This window comes from Streptomyces griseus subsp. griseus, assembly GCF_000720255.1.
In the GTDB taxonomy this organism is placed as follows: Bacteria; Actinomycetota; Actinomycetes; order Streptomycetales; family Streptomycetaceae; genus Streptomyces; species Streptomyces griseus_I.
In genome coordinates, this window is the sequence record NZ_JOJE01000005.1 from 146,524 (window position 1) to 165,264 (window position 18,741).

The window sequence follows — 18,741 nt, forward strand, 5'->3', positions numbered from 1 at the left end:
GGAGCACACATGGCCTCGTCCTCGGACGTCACCTCGTCCGCCGACAACACCCCCGAGAACCCCGCAAGCGGTTCCGCAGAGAGACGCGGCCGGGTCCGGCTGCGCCGGGCCGCCGTGATGGCGGTGCCCGCGACCTGTGTCGCGGCGGGGCTCGCGATCCTCACCGCCGAGGGAGCCCTCGGCGTGCAGTTCTCGATCTCCGGGATGCCGTTCGTCGTCACCGCCGACAAGCTCGAAGGCGAGGGCTTCGCACAGTTCGGCTCACTGGACCACATGATCGAGAACAGCCCCAACCAGGGCGACACCGGCGGTGACGTGCTGGTCGTCACCTCCGTGGTGAAGAACGGCAAGCTGACCAACCTCTGCCAGAGCGTCGACCTCGGCGGCATCCAGCTCGTCCTGACGGCCGGCAACAAGGGCACCAAGGTCGCCGTCCAGAACCTGGCCATCGACTCGGACGAGATCACCGGTGACGCCGCGTTCAACAACATCGAGATCGGCCGGGACGCCAGCACCTTCGACAAGGTCGACACCAAGGGCATGCCGGGCGTCTACGGTCAGCAGGCCGAGAAGGTCGTCATCACCGACCTGTACCAGCACAACTACGCGGCCACCGCAGCCGTGTTCAAGCTGCCCGACCTGCGCATGAAGTTCAGCAGCGAGGGTTGCAAGTAATGAACCGGTTCCGGCAGTGGAGCGCGCGCCGACCCTTCCCCGGCGGGCTGATGCTCACCCTGGGCGGCGCGGAGATCCTGGTGACGATGAAGGCACCGCTGCCGGTCATCCTGCACGTCGGCATGCAGGGTCTGGCCGGCTACCTCCTGCCTACCCTGATGGTGCTGATCGGGCTGCTGATCCTGTTCAACCCGGCACAGCGCCTCTTCTACTCGATCATCGGTGTCCTGCTCTCCCTGGGCACGTGGCTCACCTCGAACATCGGGGGCTTCCTCATCGGGCTGCTCCTCGGCGTCGTGGGCAGTTGCCTCGCCTTCGGGTGGGTTCCCGACCAGGACCCGCGCCAGAGCCGCCGGCAGCGCAGGGACGACGCCCGGCGGGAGGCCAAGGCCGCCGCCGTACCGTCCTCGTTCGAGCAGCAGGCCGGCGGACCCGCCTGACCGTTCCACAGCCGCGCCGGCCCCTGTGACGGGGCCGGCGCGGCGGCGTGTTCAGTCGGTGGGGGCGGTGCCCGTCGTGGACGCTTCCGCGGACGCCGTACGGATTGCTTCCGGGACGGCCGCGGCATCGTCGTCCTTCATCGCCTTCGCCTCGCTCTTGAGGATGCGCATCGACTTGCCGAGCGCCCGTGCCGTGTCCGGCAGCTTCCTGGAGCCGAACAGGACGATCGCGAAGATCGCCACAACCAGCAGGTGCCAGGGTTCCAGTCCGTTGCGGAGCATGACCGCACCCTCCCTCTCACCGGGTCGTCCCGGGCTCATCAGCAATGATTGCCGCGTTGCGCAACTGTACAACTCCGAGACATGTGCCGGGTAAGAGCCCTCAGGCTGAGCCCGTACAGACCGAGGACGACGCCGAGCAGCAGGTAGGAAGACGTCGGCAGCCCCGTCATGCCGAGCGCACGGCCCAGCGGTCCGGGCGGCAACAGGAGCCCTACGGCGGCGAGGGCCGCCGCCGCCCGGGCGACGGGACCAGGCCGTGGGCCCCACGTGCGACGGCGGTCGGGGTCGGCGCGGCCCGTCCGCAGCAGGACCATCGCCAGCGCCTGGGTGAGCAGGTTCTCCGTGAACCAGGCGGAGTGGAACACGGTGTGCTCGTCACCGGCGCGGGCCCCGTACGAGGTCAGCACCAGGACGCCGAAGGTCGCGAGATCGGCGGCCGCGTTCAGCACGCCGAAGCCGGTCAGGAAGCGCAGGAGGGACGGCGGGCGCAGCACGGTCGGACGGCCGAGTACGGCGGTGCCGGGATCGTCGTGGGCGAAGGCGAGCTGTGCCGCGTCGAAGCAGAGGTTCTGGGCGAGGACCTGGGCCGGCAGCATCGGCAGGTACGGCAGCAGCAGGCCGGCGGCGAGCATCGCCAGGACGTTGCCGAAGTTCGAGGAGAGCGTGACGCGCAGGTACGAGGCGATGGCGCCGCTGCTGCACCGGCCGGCGGTGATCGCGTGCCCCAGCGCCGTGAGGTCCTTGGCCGCGAGCACCACGTCGGCACTCTCCCGGGCCGCGCCCCGAGCACCCCGGGGTGCCACCCCGACGTCCGCCGCCCGCAGCGCGGGCACGTCGTTGACCCCGTCACCGAGAAACCCCACGGTGTGCCCGGCGTCCCGCAGGGCGGCGACGAGGCGGGCCTTGTCGGCGGGGGTGCAGCGGGCGACGAGGGTGGGCGTGTGGGGGGCGTGAGCCCCCGGGGCCGGGCTCCACTCGGCGGCGAGTCGCGTCGTGACCGGGGCGAGGCCCAGGTCGTGGCAGGTGCGGGCCGCCGTGGCCGGGTGGTCGCCGGTGAGGATCAGGACGGTGACGCCGAGAGACGTCAGCCTCCTCAGGGCGTCGGTGGCGGTCGGGGCGAGCGCGTCGCGGAAGGTGAGGAAGCCCCGGAAGGTCAGCCCGCGTTCGTCGGCGGATGTGCGGGCATGGGCGCGGGCGGGGCGTTCGGCGGTGGCGACGGCCAGCACGCGCAGCCCGGCGTCCGCCTCCCGGGCGGCGAGCGCGAGGAGCCGTTCCCGCTCGCCGGGCTCCAGCGCACAGCGCTCCAGTACGGCTTCGGGGGCGCCCTTGGTGACGAGGAAACGCGTGCCCGGGCGGCCGCCGACCACGGCCGTGGAGACGCGCCGCACCGCGTCGAAGGGCACGGCGCCCACTCCGTCGTACTCCTCGCCCACCGCCCCCGTCGCCTCCAGGACCGCCTCGTCGAGCGCGTCGGGCGTGGGCACCTCCGCGAGTTGGAGGGTCCACCAGGCGTTGACGCCCGCCCAGTGCAGCGCCTCCGGGTCGTCGCGTCCGTCCGCGCCCAGCGAGCGTGCGAGGACCGGCCGGTCCTGGGTGAGGGTGCCGGTCTTGTCGAAGCACAGCACGTCGATCGCGCCCAGGTCGTGCAGCGCGGGAAGCCGCTTCACGATCACGTCGTGCGTGCGGGCGAGGACCGCCGCGCCGCGGGCCAGGCAGACGGTGACGATCACCGGCAGCATAGCGGGAGTCAGTCCTACGGCCACCGCGACGGCGAACGGCAGCGTCTGCGGGGCGCGTCCGTCCAGCGCCGCGCCCGCCATCAGCACCAGCGGCGGCATGAGCAGCGTGAACCGGATCAGCACCCAGGACACCCCGCGCACGGCCCGGTCGAACGCCCCGGCCTCCCGGCGCCCGGCCCCTGCCTCCCCCTGCCCGGCGGCGAACCTCGTCCGGGTTCCGGTGCCGACGACAACGGCCTTGGCGCTCCCGCTGACCACACCGCTCCCCTGAGAACAGAGGTACGGACGGTCGAAAGCACCGGCGTCCCGCTCCACCCCGGCGGCCACGTCCGCCTCCGCCACCTCCTTGGGCACGGGCGCCGACTCCCCCGTGAGCGCCGACTGGTGCACCGTGAGGCCGCGGGCCTTCAGGAGGTGGACGTCGGCGGGGACCAGGTCGCCCGGGGCGAGGTGGATCACGTCGCCGGGAACCAGGTCGGTGACCGGGATCTCGCGGGCGCGTGCGGTGCCGTCGGGGGCGCGGCGGAGCACCGTGGCCGTGCCGGTGACGAGTTCGCGCAGAGCCGCCATGGACCGGTCGGCCCGGTGCTCCCCGATCGCCCGCAGCACGCAGCTCACCGCGACGAGGACGAGGATCACCGCCGCGGTGCCCCAGGAGGCCACGAGGGCGGAGACGGCGCCGAGACACAGAAGGACGGTGGTGAAGGGGTCCCGCAGTCCGCGCAGGAGGACTCGGGGCCAGGAGACCGCACGCGGCACGGGAACCGCGTTCTCACCGAACTCCGTGAGCCGGGCGGCGGCCTCCACCTCGGTCAGCCCTCGCGGACCGCTCTCCAGCCGCCGCAGGACCCCGAGGGCGGAGGGCGTGTTCCCGGTGGCCGTCTCGGGCGCCACGGACGTCTCACACGCCGCGCAGGCGTGCCGCGGGGACCTCGGCCCCGGTCGCGGCACGGCCGGTCAGACGGCCCACCGCGAGCCGTACGACGTCGACCACGTCGGGGTCGTCCACGAAGTACACCTGACGCCGGCCCTCACGGCGGGAGCGGACGAGCCCGGCGAGCTTCAGCTTGGTCAGGTGCTGGCTGACCGCGGGCAGCGCGCCGCCGATCCGCTCGGCGAGCCCGGTCACGTCGCTCTCGCCCTGCGCCAGCGCCCACACGATGTGCAACCGGGCGGGCGAGGCCAGCAGCCCGAAGGTCTCGGCCGCCCGTGCGAGGACGTCGGCGGACGGATCCGCGAAGCTCCCGTCGGCCGCTCCGAGTTCGCCGACTCCGCCGATCCCGCCGCCCCTGCCGACCGCCACCGCCTCACGCCTCCCGTGCCCGGACCGCGTCCCGTCACGGGACCGGAACAGTCTAGGCGCCGGTCCCCCGCCCACCCCGCCCGCGCGCCGTGCACGGGGTCCCCGGCCCCGGCACGGGACCGATCGGTTCCAGCCAAGGCCCGGGGAAGAGGCTTTCCCTGCCTCAGTGCCCGCACCGCTGAGGAAAACTGACGTCCGAATATCGAGCGAATACACCAACTCGCCCCAGGAACAGGAGGATTGATTCCGAGGCTAAGATCACGATGCGGCAGCGGCAACTCACTGCATGTGGTTGCTCACTTGACTACCACCGGTCACACACGGTTGGCTCCGAGCCAGCGAAAGTGTCTCGGCCGGCGTCCGTCCCGCGGCTCCGGCCACGCTCGCTCTTTCCTCCTGCTCTGCCGCACAGCGAGGTGCACCCCCCGATGAACAATCCCCTCCCGCCTCCCTCCCCCCGCAGAGCCATGCGCGTCACGGCTCTCGCAGCCGCCGTATGTCTGCTGCTCGCCGGCTGTTCCGCGTTCGGTGGCACGTCGGCCGACGCGGACACGGACGCGGCGGGCCGGGCGGGCACCGGACGGCTCAAGGTCGCCCTGGTCGCCCACGGCGGACGTGGCGACGACTTCTGGGAGTTGGTGCGCAAGGGGGCCGAGGCGGCGGCCGCGAAGGACGACATCGACCTGACGTACGCGAGCGACTCCGACCCGGCGGGGCAGGCTGAGCTGGTACGGGACGCGGTGCGTGACCGGGTCGACGGCATCGCGCTGACCCTGGCCAAGCCGCAGGCGATGAAGGCACCGGTCACCGAGGCGAAGGCGGCCGGCATTCCGGTGGTGGGCCTGAACGCCGGTGTCAACGCCTGGCAGGACGCCGGGGCGCTGGAGTACTTCGGCCAGGACGAGAGCGTCGCGGGCCGGGCCGTCGGCGAGAAGCTCAACGGGCTGAAGGTCAAGCACACCCTGTGCGTCATCCACGAGCGGGGCAACATCAGCCTGGAGGCGCGCTGCGCGGGCGTGAAGAAGACGTTCGGCGGCGAGACCGACATGCTCTACGTGGACGGCACCGACATGAACGCGATGTCCGCCGCCGTCGCCACGAGCCTGGAGCAGGACCCGAGCATCGACGAGGTCGTCACGATGGGCGCGCAGTTCGCGCTCGCCGCGGTGAAGTCGGTCAAGAAGGCGGGCAGCAGGGCGCGCGTGGCCACCTTCGACCTGAACAAGGACCTCGTCGAGGCGGTCCGCGACGGGGACGTGCAGTTCGCCGTGGACCAGCAACCGTATCTCCAGGGCTATCTGGCCGTTGACGCATTGTGGCTGTACAAGACCAACGGCAATATCAGCGGCGGCGGTGTGGCGCCGGTGCTCACCGGCCCCGCGTTCGTCACCAAGGCGAACGTCGCCGCGGTCGCTCATTTCGCCTCCAACGGAACCCGCTGACCGGGCGGCCCCCGCTCACCGTCCCTCACTCCTCCCACCGTCCCTCACCTCACCCACCCCGAGTCCCCTCCCCTCGCTCCCCGCTGATCGCCCAAGGATGACGATGTCTCCACGGAAAGGTGCCCGGCGCCGCCGTCTCGGCTCCATACGTCTCTCCCTGATCCTGCTGGCCCTGGTCCCCAGCGTCACCCTCGCCGCGATGTGGGGTGTGACGACGATCCAGATGTTCTCGGAGGGCATGCGGCTGCGCGCGCAGACGGACCTGAGCAAGTCGACCGGGGCCATGGGCACCGAGGCCACGCTCGCGCTCCAGGGGGAACGCAGCCTGTCCGCGGCGTGGCTGGCCTCGCCGAAGGGGTCCCGGACCGCCCTGGACGCCGCCCGCAAGCAGACCGACGAGGCAGTGGCGAAGCTGGTGCGCCAGTCCGACGCCATCCAGAAGGCGCCCGACCGGGTCGCGGACCGGATGTACTCGGTCGTCGCGTCGGTGGGCAGCCTGGAGTACTACCGGGGGCAGGTGGACCACCCCACCGACATCACCGCCGAGCAGGCGCTGGACCAGTACACGTCGATCATCGACGACCAGATCCACGCCTTCCAGGAGCTCTCCCAGGTCGACGACGGCGACCTCACCTCGCAGGCCGGCCCGCTGGTCGCGCTGGAGCACGCGGCGGAGCTGGTGTCCCAGGAGGACGCCCAGCTCACCCTTGCCTGGCCGTCGGGGCAGATGGACGGCCAGGCGTGGACCGAGTACGCGCAGCTCGTGGAAGCACGCCGTTGGCTGGTCCAGGACCAGGTCGTCCCCGCCCTGACCGGCGCCGCGAAGGCGCAGACCGAACGGATATTGCAGAGCCCCGAGTGGCAGACCCTGGAGTCGGTGGAGGACCAGGTGCTCGCCGCCCGCATCTCGAGCCGTGACGGCCGCAGGATCGTTCTGCCGGACGCGGCGAAGCGGTGGCACACCGCGATGAAGAAGCTGTCCGAGAACTACACGAACCTGATCCAGCAGCAGACGAACACACTCCTCGAACGTAGTTCTGACCGGGCCGACGGACTGCTGGTGAAGGCCGCGTCGCTGAGCGCCGGCGGCCTGATGGCGCTGCTGCTGTGCGTGGGCATGTCCTGGCGGATCACCCGGTCACTGTCCCGCCGGCTGCGCGGTCTGCGCGAGGCCACACTGGGCCTGGCGCAGGAACGGCTGCCGGACGTGGTTGCACGGCTCGACCGTGGGGAGAAGGTCGACGTGAACTCGGCGACACCCCCGCTCGACTACGGCAACGACGAACTGGGTCAGGTGGCCCAGGCTTTCAACACCGCGCAGCGCACCGCGGTGCACACCGCGGTCGAACTCGCCGACATCCGGCGCGGCTTCCAGAAGGTGATCCTCGGCATCGCCCGACAGAGCCAGAACCTGGTGAACCTCCAGCTCAGCAAGCTGGACGCGCTGGAACGCCAGCACCAGGACCCCGATGTCCTCAAGGGGCTGTACGAACTGGATTCCACCGCCAGCCAGTTGCGCCGCTACGAGGAGAACCTCGTGATCATCAGCGGTGAGCGGCCGGGGCGCACCTGGAGCGAGCCGGTCGCGCTGATCGACATCCTGCGCGGCGCGGTCGGCGAGGTCGCCGAGTACCGGCGGGTGGAGGTGCACACCCAGGAGGAGGTGTGCCTCGCCCCGCCCGCGGTCGCGGACGTGATCCATCTGCTGGCCGAGCTCATCGACAACGCGACCGTGTACTCCCCCTCGCCCAGCCCGGTCTGGGTGCGGGCCTCGGTGGTGGCCAAAGGTCTCGCCATCGAGGTCGAGGACCGGGGCCTGGGGCTGTCGGACGACGACTACGCCTCACTCAACGGGCAGTTGGCGGAGCCTCCGCAGTTCGACGTGGTGGGGCTCGCCGACGACCTGCGGCTGGGCATGTTCGTGATCTCCCGGCTCGCCCACCGACACGGCATCGCGGTCACGCTGCGCCCCTCGCCGTACGGTGGGACGACGGCGATCGTGCTGATCCCGCACGACATCGTGGTCCCGGAGGCCCCCGCCGCCCCGGCCGGGACCGAGGAAACCGGGGCGGCCGAGTCGGTGCGGCCCGTCCGGGAGGTGCTCCCGTCCCGTGCCGCCGCGGCCCGTACGGCCACCGTCGCCGCCCCCGCGGCGCCCGCCCGGGCCGACGGACTCACCCCGCTGCCCCGGCGCGTCCCGCAGACCAGCCTGGCCGTGGAGCTGCGTGAGGAGGCCGGGCCCGCCGAGGAGGACGACTCCGCCGCCGACTTCACCGCGGAACGCGCCGCTTCCTCGCTCGCCGGCTTCCAGCGCGGCACGCTCCGGGCGCGGGACGACGAAGGAGGGGAGCCGGCCGACCAAGCGAAGGAGCCGGCCTGCGAAGAAAGGGCTCCAGCAGACGACGAAACGAAGCCGGCCGACGAAGGACCGCCGTACGACGTAGAGGAACCGGCCGCCGCGGGCGCCTCCCCGAACTCGACCCCACCCGCCGACCGCTCATGAAGGACACCGCCATGACACGCCCCATCCCCGCCACGAACACCCTTCTCGACCAGTTGCTCACCGGACTCGTGGACCGGGTCGCCGACGTGAACCAGGCCGTCGTGCTCTCCGACGACGGGCTGGTGGTCAGCAAGTCGACCGGCTTCCTGCGCGACGACGCCGAACGGCTGGCGGCGACGGCGTCCGGTCTGATGAGCCTCAGCAAGGGTGTGAGCTTGGACTTCCGGGGCGGTCCGGTGCGCCAGGCGCTCATCGAGATGGCCAACAGCTATCTGATCCTCACGGCCGCGGGGCCCGGCGCCCATCTGGTGGTGCTGACCGGGCCGGGCGCGGACGTCGGTGTGGTGGCGTACCAGATGAACATGCTGGTGAAGAAGATCGGCGAGCATCTCAGCGCGGCCCCGCGGGCCGGTGTCGGCCCCGCCGTCGGCAACGGCGGGTGAGGTGAGCGGAGCCGACGAGGCGGGCAGACTGGTACGGCCGTTCGCCCTCACGGGCGGACGAACCCGGCCGAGCCGAGCCGACTTCACCCTCATCACCACGGTGACGGCGGTGGATCCGCCGCCCGACCGTGTCACCCGGCCGCAGCCCGAGCATGCGCGGATACTGCGGCTGTGCGCGCGGCCGGTCGCCGTGGCGGAGCTCGCCGCCCATCTCGACCTCCCGGTGAGCGTCGTCGTCATCATGCTCTGCGACCTGCTGGAGGCGGGCCTGATCACGGCCCGTCCGCCGCATCCCGTCTCCGGCACACCGGACCTGGACCTGCTGCAGAAAGTGAGGGACGGCCTTGGCCGGCTCTGACCCCACCGCCGCACCCGACACCGTGAAGATCCTCATCGCCGGCGGCTTCGGCGTCGGCAAGACCACCATGGTCGGCTCGGTCAGTGAGATCGCTCCGCTGCGCACGGAGGAGCCGCTGACCGTGGCCGGCCTGGGCGTCGACGACCTCGTCGGCATCGAGGAGAAACGTGCCACCACCGTGGCCCTCGACTTCGGCCGCATCACCATCGGCGACGACCTGGTGCTGTACCTGTTCGGTACGCCGGGGCAGCAGCGGTTCTGGTTCATGTGGAACGACCTGGCCGTGGGCGCGCTGGGCGCGGTGGTGCTGATGGACGTGCGCCGGCCGCAGGCCAGCTTCGCGGCGGTCGACTTCTTCGAGCGCCGGGGCATCCCCTTCGTCGTCGGCGTCAACGGCTTCCACGGGCAGCACCCCTATCCACCGGAGGACGTCCGGGACGCGCTGGCGCTGCCGGAGCACGTGCCGGTGCTGCTGTGCGACGCGCGGGAGCGGGAGTCGTGCCGGGACGTCCTGATCGCGCTGATCGACCGGTTGATCGCCACCGTCTGAAGGCTGCGGGATCCTCCGCCCCGTCCGCACACCTCCCCCCGGATCCGCGCACGAAGACAGCTGCGGCAAGGGGTACTGGCCGGCCACGGCGGACGGCGGAGTTTCGCGTTCGGTGACGCCACGTTCTACGGATCAAATCCGGTCTACGGCTGCCGAGGGACGTGACAACGCGGCAACCCACGTTCGCGAGGACGAGGCCCCTCCCGAGTGGGCAGGGACCTCGTCCTCTTCGCATGGCGGTTTCCCGCCAAGCGCGTCCGTCTCATTGACGCTCACCCGCCCCAGCTCTACCTTCTGACCGCTCCACCGAACCACGTTCGGTATTTCGATCGCTCGTTGTCGAGCGCGCCCTGAGGGCACCCGCACCCCCTGGAGAGCACATGATCCCGGCCCCCCAACCCTCCCGCCGCGCGATCCTCGGCCTGGCCGCCGCCGTGCCGCTGAGCCTGGCCCTCGGGTCCGGCTCCGCGCAGGCGGCCGACTCGGCGTACGTCATGGCGTACTTCACCGAGTCCACGACCATGCTCGAGGCCAACTACGGCCTGCACCTGGCCGTCAGCCGGGACGGTCTGCAGTGGATGCCGCTGAACCAGAACAACCCCGTGGTCACGCCGACCGAGGGGGCGCTCGGGCTGCGTGACCCGTTCATCCTGCGCAAGCAGGACGGCACGTTCGTCGTGCTGGCCACCGACCTCAAGGGCACCGACTGGAACTACGTCAGCCAGTACGTCCACGTCTGGAACTCCACCGACCTGCGCACCTTCACCGGCTACCACCGGCTGAAGCTGCACGACATGAACACCCACAGCTGGGCGCCCGAGGCGTTCTGGGACGCGGGCCGCGGGCAGTACGCGCTCATCTACTCCGCGGTCAACAGCAGCGGCCACAACGTCATCATGGTCAACTACACGACCGACTTCGTCACTGCGTCGGCCCCGCAGGTCTTCTTCGACCCCGGCTACGACGCGATCGACGGTGACATGGCGGTCGGCGTGAACGGCGTCAATTACCTGTACTTCAAGAACAACAGGAACGGCACCCTCATCGGCACCAAGTCCACCTCTCTCAACCCCGGCAGCTTCACTCCGTTCAGCACCGCGGTCTCGCACGGCGGCACCGAGGCCCCGACCCTGGTCAAGTCGCTGTCGTCCGGCACCTGGTACCTCTGGGGAGACACCTACACCCCCAACGGCGTCTTCTACGCCTGGCAGAGCAGTGACCTCGCGGCCGGCACCTGGACGCCGGTCGACCAGCGCCTCTACACCCAGCCGCTCAACTCCAAGCACTGCGGCATCCAGCCGATCACCTCGGCGCAGTACGACAACCTGGTCGCCGCGTGGGGCGCCCCGGCCTGGAACCGGCTCAAGTCGTACAACTTCCCTGGCCGTTACGTGCGGCACAGCAACTACGTGGGCCGCATCGACCCGTACCCCTTCGACCCGTACCCCGACTCGCAGTGGAAGCTGGTGCCGGGGCTGGCCGACAGCACGGGGGTCTCCTTCCAGTCGGTCAACAACCCGACCCGGTACCTGCGGCACTACGACTACGAGCTGCGCCTCGACGTCAACGACGGCACGTCGACCTTCGCCTCGGACGCGACCTTCCACCGCACGGCGGGCCTGGCGGACGCGACCTGGTCGTCGTTCCGCTCGCACAACTTCCCGACCCGCTACATACGCCACTCCAACTACGTCCTGCGCATCGACCCGATCTCCACGACGACGGAGAAGCAGGACGCGACGTTCTACGTCGGCTACTGAGCCCGGGCCACTCAGGTACCGCCCGCCCGTGCCCGCCTCACAGCGCGGCGAGTGCGGGTAGCAGTTCCGTCGCCGCGGTCACGTCCGCCGTCAGCGGCCGGTCGTCCGTGCCCTCGGGCAGGGCGGCCGCCGCCACGGCGAGGACCGGCGCCGGCGGAGGCACCGGGTGCAGTCGCAACGCCCGTACGGCGGTGACGAGTTCGCAGGCCAGGACGGTTGCGTAGGCATCCACCGCGCGCAGGGCCTGACGGGCGGCCTGGGAGGCGAAGCTGGCTGCCTCCTCCAGGCCGTGCGAGAGGACGGCGTGGCCGGCCGAGGCGGGAGCGGCGCAGGCGCGCAGTTCGGCGAGGGCCGAGTTGGCGGTGTACTCCAGGATCATCGTGCCCGAACTGCTCGCGGGACCCGACGCGAGGAACGCGGGCAGGCCGGTGAGGTCCGGGTCGCCGAGGGCCGTGAGGCGGGCGACGGACAGCTGGGCGGTCTGCAGCAGGGCGAGGACGAGTCCGTCCAGGGCGAGGCCCAGGGGCGCGGCGAAGAAGCCGCCGTGGTGGTGGGCGGTGCTGCCGTCGGGGGCGATGAGGGGGTTCTCGGAGGGGCAGTTGACCTCCACCTCGACGATCCGGCGCAGCATGTCGGCGGCGTCCAGGGCACAGCCGTGGACCTGCGGGAACGCCCGGAAGCCGAAGGGGTCCTGGATCCGCCGTCCGGTGCCCTGCGGTTGGTCCGCCATCCCCAGCAGCCGCCGCACCTCCGCGGCCGCCCGGGCCGCCCCCGGGTACGGCCGCACGGCGTGCACGGACGCGGCGTACGCCTCCCCCGACCCGCCCACCGCGACCAGCGCCAGCGCGGCCACGGCATGCGTCGCCCGCGACAGCACCCCGACCTCGTGGCAGACGATCCCGGCCTGTCCGAGCGCCAGGGCGTTGCTGCTGAGCAACGCGAGCGCGTCACCGGGGTGGAGGGTGACGGGGGTGGGCAGACCGGCGGGCGCGTCCGTCAGCCAGGGACGTTCGCCGAGCAGGGTGAGGCCCGTCTGGGCCAGGGCCGTGAGGTCGCCGGTGCCCAGGCCGCCGTACGTGTTGACGGCGGGGTGGACGCCCAGGGTCAGGGCCTCGGTGAGGGCGTCGACGAAGGCGGGCTGGATGCCGGAGCCGCCGGCGAGGAGCTGATTGGCGCGGACGGCGAGCATCGCGCGGACCTCGCGGGCCGGGAGCAACGGCCCGGCGCCACCGGCGTGGCTGCGCAGGACGCGCAGCCCGTGCGCGACCTCGTCGTCGGCGTCGACGGTGACGGAGCGGTGCGCGCCGACGCCCGTGCCGCGGCCGTAGAGGCGCCCCGACGCGGCGAGCCGCTGTGCCGAGTGCCAGGAGCGGCGGGCCCGTTCGTACGCCTCGGGAGCGACGACGGGAACGGCCTCACCCTCGGCGAGCCGTGTCAGCTCGTCGACGGTGAGGCCGGTGCCGTCCAGAGTGACGGGACCGCCCCCGGAGGCCGGGGGCGGTCGCGTCGGGTCGTCCGCGGTGGTGCTCACGGCACGGTCAGCCGACACCGGCGGACTTCAGCCACGCCTTGGCCACGTCCAGCGGGTCCTTGTTCTCCAGCTGCACCTGGGTGTCCAGGTCGAGCAGCGTCTTCGTGTCGAGCTTCGCGGAGACCGCGTTCAGGGCGTCGACGCCCTCCTGGGAGAGTCCGCTCTTGTAGACGAGCGGGGTCACGTTCGCGAAGCCGAAGAGGTTCTTCGGGTCCTGCAGGACGACGAACTTCTCCTTGGTGATGGTCGGGTCCGTGGTGAAGATGTCCGCGGCCTGCACCGTGTTCTTCTTCAGCGCGGCCTGGGTGAGCGGGCCACCCGCGTCCAGCGCCTTGAAGGACTTGAACTCGAGCCCGTACTGCGACTTCAGGCCGAGCAGACCCTGCTGCCGGGTCTGGAACTCGGGCGAGCCGCCGATCACCAGGTCCGGCGCGGCCGCCTTGAGGTCGGCGAGGGTGGACTGCGAGGTCAGGCTGTACTTCTTCGCCGTCGCCGCGTTGATCGTGACGGAGTCCTTGTTCTCCGCGGGCGCCGACTCCAGCAGCGTCAGCTTGCTGTCGAGCTTGGCCTTGACCGCCGCGTTCACGGTCTCCTTCGACTTCTGCTCCGCCTTGGCGTCCAGGTACGCGAGCAGCGAGCCGTTGTACTCGGGCAGGACGGTGATGGAGCCGTTCTTCAGCAGGCCGTAGGTCGTCTCGCGGCTGCCGATGTTGGGCTTGTAGGTGACGTCGACCCCCTTGGCCTTCAGGGCCTCGCCGTAGATGTCGGCGAGCAGGATGCTCTCGGCGAAGTTGTTGGAACCGACGACGACGGTCTTGCCGTCCGCCTTGCCCCCGGAGAGGGGGTCCTTGGTGTCGCCGGAGGACGACGAACATCCCGCTACGAGCACCGCCGCGGCGACGGCGACGGCAGCGACGCCGGGGTGTTTCGGGGTGGGCCAGGTGCTCTTCGCGGTAGGAATCACAGAGTTGATCCAATCCAGCCGGTTCTGGCCCAGTCAAGAGCAGTCTGGTTACTGATTGGCTTCGAAACATGACCGGTTGTAAAAGGAAAGCAAACAGAACCCGATCGGGCCGACGGCGCTTCGTGATGGATTCTTGACTTAGGGCAACACGATCGGCCGTTCCACGAGCCGGTAGGCTCACGACCGTTGACATCGGTCACAGCGGTCACGGGGGTTCCAGTCCGCATCGATCAGATCCGGTCACGTACCCCATGAAGGAGGTCCGGTGTCCACGAACGAGGTGGACGCGCCCGCACGGCCCTCGCGGCGCGGGACCCGTCGGCTGCACGGCATGCACACCTTCGCCGATCGCTGGCCGTTCCGGCGCAAACTCAGTGTCCTGCTGGGCGTTCCGCTCGCCGTGGTGGCGGTGCTGCTGGCCTACCTCATCACCGACCTCGTCCAGGAGTCCGACAGCGCCGAGTCGGCGGCCCAACTCGTCCGGGACAGCGCCGAGGTGGCCAAGCTCGTCGACCGGCTGGAGGCCGAGCACCAGCAGGCCATCCTGCTCTCCGTGCGCCACGAGGCCACCAACGACGGCGGCACTCCCTCGCAGTCGGCGTACCGGGTGGCGCAGGTGATGGTGGACTCCCAGGTCCGCGCGGTGCGCGAGACCTTCGGTGACCGGCTGCCGGAGGGCGAGGCGCAGGCCCTGCGCGAGATCACCGGGCTGGACAGCCTGCGCGACACCATCGAGCAGGGCTATCTGCCCGCGGACAACATCGACCCGGCGTACACCAACGCCGCCCAGGGTGTCATCGACGGCCTCGGCCTGGACCGCAACGCCGCCCTCGCCGCCACCTTCACCGGCAACCTGCTCGATTCGCTGCTGCGCGCCGACGCCGCCCATGCCGCCTACGAGACCGCTGTGTTCTCGGCCCGCACCGGTGACTCCAACGCGCTCATCGAGTTCACCGGCGCGGTCGGCAACTACGCCGTCTACACCTACCAGGCGGAACGTTTCGCGCGGTTCGCCACGGAAGCGCAGGCCGACACCCTCGGTGACATCGAGCACAGCGTCCCGCAGGCCACCATCGGCCGGCACTACGCCGAACTCACCGTCGACCCCAGCGGGTTGCAGGCCGACTCGCCCGCCGAGGCCCGCAAGGCGTTCCAGGACGCGCTGGCCTCCTACGGCGTCTACCGCGACCAGGCCGAGAGCCGGCTGAAGATCACCACCTCACTCATCGACGAGATCGCCGGCCGGGCCGACTCCGCCGCCGACGACGCCCAGTGGCGGGCCGGCCTGCTGCTGACCCTCGCGCTCGTCGGCTTCGCCCTCTGGATCGCCTTCTCGGTGCTGGTCCGCCGCTCCGTGGTCCGCCCGGTGCTGGCCCTCACCGGCGCCGCCCAGCAGGTCGCCGACGTCGCCGACCGCGAACTCGCGCGGGTCGCCGACGACGACGCCGAGGACGACGGGCCGGCGCGGCTGCGCCGGATACCGGTCACCGCGCGCGACGAGATCGGCCAGCTCGCCGAGGTGTTCAACCGGGTGCAGGCCACCGCGGTCGCGCTGCTGGCCCGGCAGGTGCTCAGCCGGCGCAACACCGCCGAGATGTTCGGCAACGTCGGCCGCCGGGTCAGCAACCTCACCACCCGCCAACTGGCGCTGATCGACGCGGTGGAGCGCGGGGAGACCGACCCCGCCCTGCTCGAACGGCTCTACAGCATCGACCACATCGCCGTCCGGCTGCGCCGCAACGCGGACAGCCTGATGCTGCTCGCCGGCATCCGCGAGACCGTCCTGGACTCCGGCCCGACCGCGCTCACCAACGTGGTACGGGCCGCGCTCGGCCAGATCGAGGGCTACCAGCGGGTCCGGCTGTCCGCCCGGGCCGAGGTCATGGTGGAGCCCGACATCATCGGCGACCTCACCCTGATGGTGGCCGAACTCCTGGAGAACGCCGTGTCGTTCTCCCCGGCGGACAGCACCGTCGAGGTGAGCGTGCGGGACGGCGCCGACGGCGCGCTGATCACCATCGCCGACCACGGCCTGGGCATGAGCGCCGAGCGGCTGGAGGAGGAGAACGCCCGACTCATCCGCCGCGAGCGTCTCGACCTCGTACCCACGAAGGTCCTCGGCCTCTTCGTAGTCGGCGCACTGGCGCGCCGCTGGGATGTCGCCGTCGCTCTCTCCCGCACCCCGGGCGGCGGTGTGACCTCCGAGATCACCATCCCGTCGACCTTGCTCCTGACCCTCAGCACGGTGGCCGCCGACGGTTCGCCCGTGACACCGGTGACCTCCGTGGCCGACGGTGCCGACGGTGCCGACGCGGACGTCGACGGCGCGCGGGTGGCGACGGTCTCCGAGCCGACCGTCGGTGCGCGGGACACCGGACGCACGGCGAATGCCGTGGCCCAGGGCCCCCTGCCGGCCGTACCCGCGCAGGCCGGGCGGGGCGGATCCGGCGAGCAGCCCGGCGCCCTCCCCCGCCGTGTGCCCAGGCGGGACGACGCCGCAGGTGGCCCGCAGGCGCCCTTGCCGCCCGCTGCCGCCGCCGGGGAGACGCCGTCCGTCCCGCAGCCCCGCAGCGAGGGCCCGATCCGGGCGACCCCGTCCTGGGCGAAGGACACCCCGGCGCCTCCCCCGCCCGCCCCCACCTGCGACGGCGGCGCACGCCCCCTGCGCCGACGCGTCCGGGGAGCCACCCTGCGTACGACGGCCGGTGCCGCCGAGCAGACCGCGCGCCAGGCAGCCCGCCCCGCCGACGCCGACGCCGTACGCCAGGCGCTGGAGGAGTTCGAGGCGGCCGTGGAGCGCGCGCACCGAGACAGCGGCGGCCCGCGGGACGAGCGGGACGCACATGACCCGCACGACACGCCCCGCCCGAAGGACAGGCACGCCTCGAACGACCGGCACGCGACGGACGACGACAGACCGACGAAAGCCGACCGACCCACGACGGCCGACAGACCCACAACGACGGCCGAACGACCCACGACGGCCGACGGCAGACCCACGACGGCCGACCGCCCCTCGGCGGGCGACCACCCACCCGTCCAGGACCACCCGCACCACCCCCGACCCACCGCCCCACGCGACGGACACGACCACCCCGGCCCGCGTGAACCGCAGCACCAGAATCACCTCCCGGAAGGAGCCGAGCAGTGAGCACGTCGACAGGTGACACCTCGACGGGAGGCACCACGCCGACCGACCTGCAGGCCGCCGCAGCCGACTTCACCTGGCTGCTCAACCGTTTCGCCACCGAGACCGCGGGCGTCGTGGACGCCATCGCCGTGTCGTCCGACGGCCTGCTCATCGCCGTGTCGGAGTTGCGTGAGCCCGCCGACTCCGAACGCCTCGCCGCGATCGTCTCCGGCATCACCAGCCTGGCCGCCGGCGCCTCCGGCAACTACGGCCTCGGCGGTCTCAACAAGGTCATCATCGACCTGGAGGGCGGCCACCTCCTGGTCTCCGCGATCGGCAGCGGCGCCGTGCTCGGTGTCGTCACGGACAAGGAGGCCAAGCTGGGGAACATCGCCTACGAGATGACGGTGTTCGCCAACCGGGCCGGTTCCGCGCTCAACCCGCAGCTCGTGCTGGAGCTGAAGAACAGCGTGGGTGCCACGAAGTCCACGAACACACCGCGGCGCTGACGCTCACCGCCGGCCGAGAGAGGAAGACGACCAGCGATGGCGGACGGCCGCACCGCGAGCGGCGCCGGCGAGGACGGCTCCGCGCCGCCCCCCGTACCGGCCCAGGTCGGTCCCGCCCCCGCCGTACGGCCGTTCCTGGTCACCGCCGGCCGGGTGGCGGGTACCGCCTCCAGTCGGACGATGCCCGTCGAGACCCAGGTGGTGGCCACGGTCACCGGACTCGACGCGCTCGACGGGCTCTCCTTCGAGCAGCACGACATCGTCGCCGCGTGCCGCCTGCCGCAGTCCCTCGCGGAGCTGGCGGCCCGGCTGCGGCTGCACCTGAACGTCGTACGGGTCCTCGCCGAGGACCTGCGCGACGCCGGGCAGTTGACGGTGCACGTGCCCGACGCCGACGTCACCCACGACGCTTCCGTACTGCGCAGGCTCATCGACGGCCTGCGCGCGATTCCCGACTCCCGGGGGGTACTCCGTGACTCCGACTGAACCGCTCGCCACCGTCGCGGCCGACCGGGCCGCGGTACGGCCGCCGCTGCCGGTGAAGATGGTGGTCGCGGGCGGTTTCGGGGTGGGCAAGACCACCGCGGTCGGCGCGATCTCCGAGATCGAGCCGCTGACCACCGAGGCGGCGATCACCGAGGTCGCGGCGGGCGTGGACGACCTCACGCACACCCCGCGCAAGGCCACCACCACGGTCGCGATGGACTTCGGCTGTCTCACCATCGACCCCACCCTGAAGCTGTACCTGTTCGGCACGCCGGGGCAGGAGCGGTTCGGGTTCATGTGGGACGACATCGTCGAGGGCGCGGTCGGCGGGCTGGTCATCGTCGACACCCGCCGCCTGGACGACTGCTACGCGGCCGTCGACTACTTCGAGCACAAGCAGATCCCGTTCGCCGTCGCCGTCAATGCCTTCGACGGCAAGGTCGAGCACGGCCTCGACGAGGTCCGCTGGGCCCTCGACGTGGCCGACCGCGTCCCGGTCATCGTCTTCGACGCCCGCGAACGCGGCTCGGTACGGGACGCGTTGCTGGTCGTACTGGAACTGGCGCTGGCGCGCTCGGAGGCGTGAGCCGGCACTGGGCGGGCGGCCCGGAATGGGCGGCCCGGCA

The 18,741-nt window shown here is 71.6% G+C and carries 17 protein-coding genes; 12 read left to right on the forward strand and 5 right to left on the reverse strand.

Annotation, left to right across the window (positions count from 1 at the left end; translation table 11 throughout):
- The first annotated feature begins 9 nt into the window (after positions 1-9).
- Positions 10-675: a DUF6230 family protein gene (locus IG99_RS08980; protein WP_037671700.1), complete on the forward strand. Its 666-nt coding sequence runs from the start codon at positions 10-12 to the stop codon at positions 673-675.
- A complete protein-coding gene (locus IG99_RS08985; RefSeq protein ID WP_051865046.1) occupies positions 675-1,115 on the forward strand; it encodes a DUF6114 domain-containing protein in 441 nt (146 codons plus the stop codon). Before IG99_RS08980 ends, IG99_RS08985 begins: the two co-directional genes overlap by 1 nt.
- Before the next feature lie 51 nt (positions 1,116-1,166).
- On the opposite strand, the gene tatA is transcribed toward IG99_RS08985, so the two are convergent.
- Genes tatA through IG99_RS09000 form a run of 3 tightly spaced genes read right to left on the reverse strand, consistent with a single transcriptional unit; the run spans position 1,167 to position 4,439 of the window.
- Complete coding sequence (gene tatA, locus IG99_RS08990) at positions 1,167-1,397, reverse strand: Sec-independent protein translocase subunit TatA (RefSeq protein WP_037671701.1); 231 nt, start codon at positions 1,395-1,397, stop codon at positions 1,167-1,169.
- Between the two features lie 38 nt (positions 1,398-1,435).
- Positions 1,436-4,030, reverse strand: coding sequence for a magnesium-translocating P-type ATPase (mgtA, locus tag IG99_RS08995; RefSeq protein WP_051865049.1), 2,595 nt, complete (start codon positions 4,028-4,030; stop codon positions 1,436-1,438).
- A gap of 7 nt (positions 4,031-4,037) precedes the next feature.
- Entirely contained in the window at positions 4,038-4,439 is a 402-nt protein-coding gene (locus IG99_RS09000; protein WP_394297987.1) for an ArsR/SmtB family transcription factor, read from the reverse strand.
- 428 nt (positions 4,440-4,867) lie between these two features.
- On the opposite strand from IG99_RS09000, the gene IG99_RS09005 reads away from it, so the two are divergent.
- From IG99_RS09005 to IG99_RS09030, 6 genes are all read left to right on the forward strand, one after another.
- On the forward strand, positions 4,868-5,881 hold the full coding sequence (locus IG99_RS09005) for a substrate-binding domain-containing protein (RefSeq protein WP_037671702.1): 1,014 nt from the start codon (positions 4,868-4,870) through the stop codon (positions 5,879-5,881).
- Between the two features lie 103 nt (positions 5,882-5,984).
- Positions 5,985-8,384, forward strand: coding sequence for a sensor histidine kinase (locus tag IG99_RS09010; RefSeq protein WP_037671703.1), 2,400 nt, complete (start codon positions 5,985-5,987; stop codon positions 8,382-8,384).
- Between the two features lie 11 nt (positions 8,385-8,395).
- The gene (locus tag IG99_RS09015; protein ID WP_037672223.1) at positions 8,396-8,827 is read left to right on the forward strand and encodes a roadblock/LC7 domain-containing protein; all 432 of its coding nucleotides are present in this window, start codon (positions 8,396-8,398) and stop codon (positions 8,825-8,827) included.
- Between the two features lies 1 nt (position 8,828).
- Complete coding sequence (locus IG99_RS09020; RefSeq protein WP_037671705.1) at positions 8,829-9,185, forward strand: DUF742 domain-containing protein; 357 nt, start codon at positions 8,829-8,831, stop codon at positions 9,183-9,185.
- Entirely contained in the window at positions 9,172-9,735 is a 564-nt protein-coding gene (locus IG99_RS09025; protein ID WP_037671707.1) for a GTP-binding protein, read from the forward strand. Before IG99_RS09020 ends, IG99_RS09025 begins: the two co-directional genes overlap by 14 nt.
- A 380-nt stretch (positions 9,736-10,115) precedes the next feature.
- Positions 10,116-11,495 carry a glycoside hydrolase family 43 protein gene (locus tag IG99_RS09030; protein ID WP_037671709.1) on the forward strand — a complete coding sequence of 460 codons (1,380 nt, stop codon included), beginning with the start codon at positions 10,116-10,118 and terminating at the stop codon, positions 11,493-11,495.
- A gap of 37 nt (positions 11,496-11,532) precedes the next feature.
- Here the strand turns inward: IG99_RS09030 and IG99_RS09035 are convergent, their stop codons facing one another.
- The gene (locus IG99_RS09035) at positions 11,533-13,026 is read right to left on the reverse strand and encodes an aromatic amino acid ammonia-lyase (RefSeq protein WP_037672224.1); all 1,494 of its coding nucleotides are present in this window, start codon (positions 13,024-13,026) and stop codon (positions 11,533-11,535) included.
- A gap of 7 nt (positions 13,027-13,033) precedes the next feature.
- On the reverse strand, positions 13,034-13,990 hold the full coding sequence (locus IG99_RS09040) for an ABC transporter substrate-binding protein (protein WP_051865051.1): 957 nt from the start codon (positions 13,988-13,990) through the stop codon (positions 13,034-13,036).
- Between the two features lie 265 nt (positions 13,991-14,255).
- Here IG99_RS09040 and IG99_RS09045 point away from each other — a divergent pair, with 265 nt between their 5' ends.
- Genes IG99_RS09045 through IG99_RS09060 form a run of 4 tightly spaced genes read left to right on the forward strand, consistent with a single transcriptional unit; the run spans position 14,256 to position 18,701 of the window.
- Positions 14,256-17,141: a sensor histidine kinase gene (locus IG99_RS09045; RefSeq protein WP_063768295.1), complete on the forward strand. Its 2,886-nt coding sequence runs from the start codon at positions 14,256-14,258 to the stop codon at positions 17,139-17,141.
- Positions 17,138-17,629: a roadblock/LC7 domain-containing protein gene (locus IG99_RS09050; RefSeq protein WP_037671710.1), complete on the forward strand. Its 492-nt coding sequence runs from the start codon at positions 17,138-17,140 to the stop codon at positions 17,627-17,629. The genes IG99_RS09045 and IG99_RS09050 overlap by 4 nt, the downstream gene beginning before the upstream one ends.
- A 36-nt stretch (positions 17,630-17,665) precedes the next feature.
- Positions 17,666-18,115 carry a DUF742 domain-containing protein gene (locus tag IG99_RS09055; protein WP_037671711.1) on the forward strand — a complete coding sequence of 150 codons (450 nt, stop codon included), beginning with the start codon at positions 17,666-17,668 and terminating at the stop codon, positions 18,113-18,115.
- Positions 18,102-18,701 (forward strand): GTP-binding protein, encoded by a 600-nt coding sequence (locus IG99_RS09060; RefSeq protein ID WP_037671713.1) that lies wholly within the window; start codon positions 18,102-18,104, stop codon positions 18,699-18,701. Before IG99_RS09055 ends, IG99_RS09060 begins: the two co-directional genes overlap by 14 nt.
- The last annotated feature ends 40 nt before the right edge of the window (positions 18,702-18,741 follow it).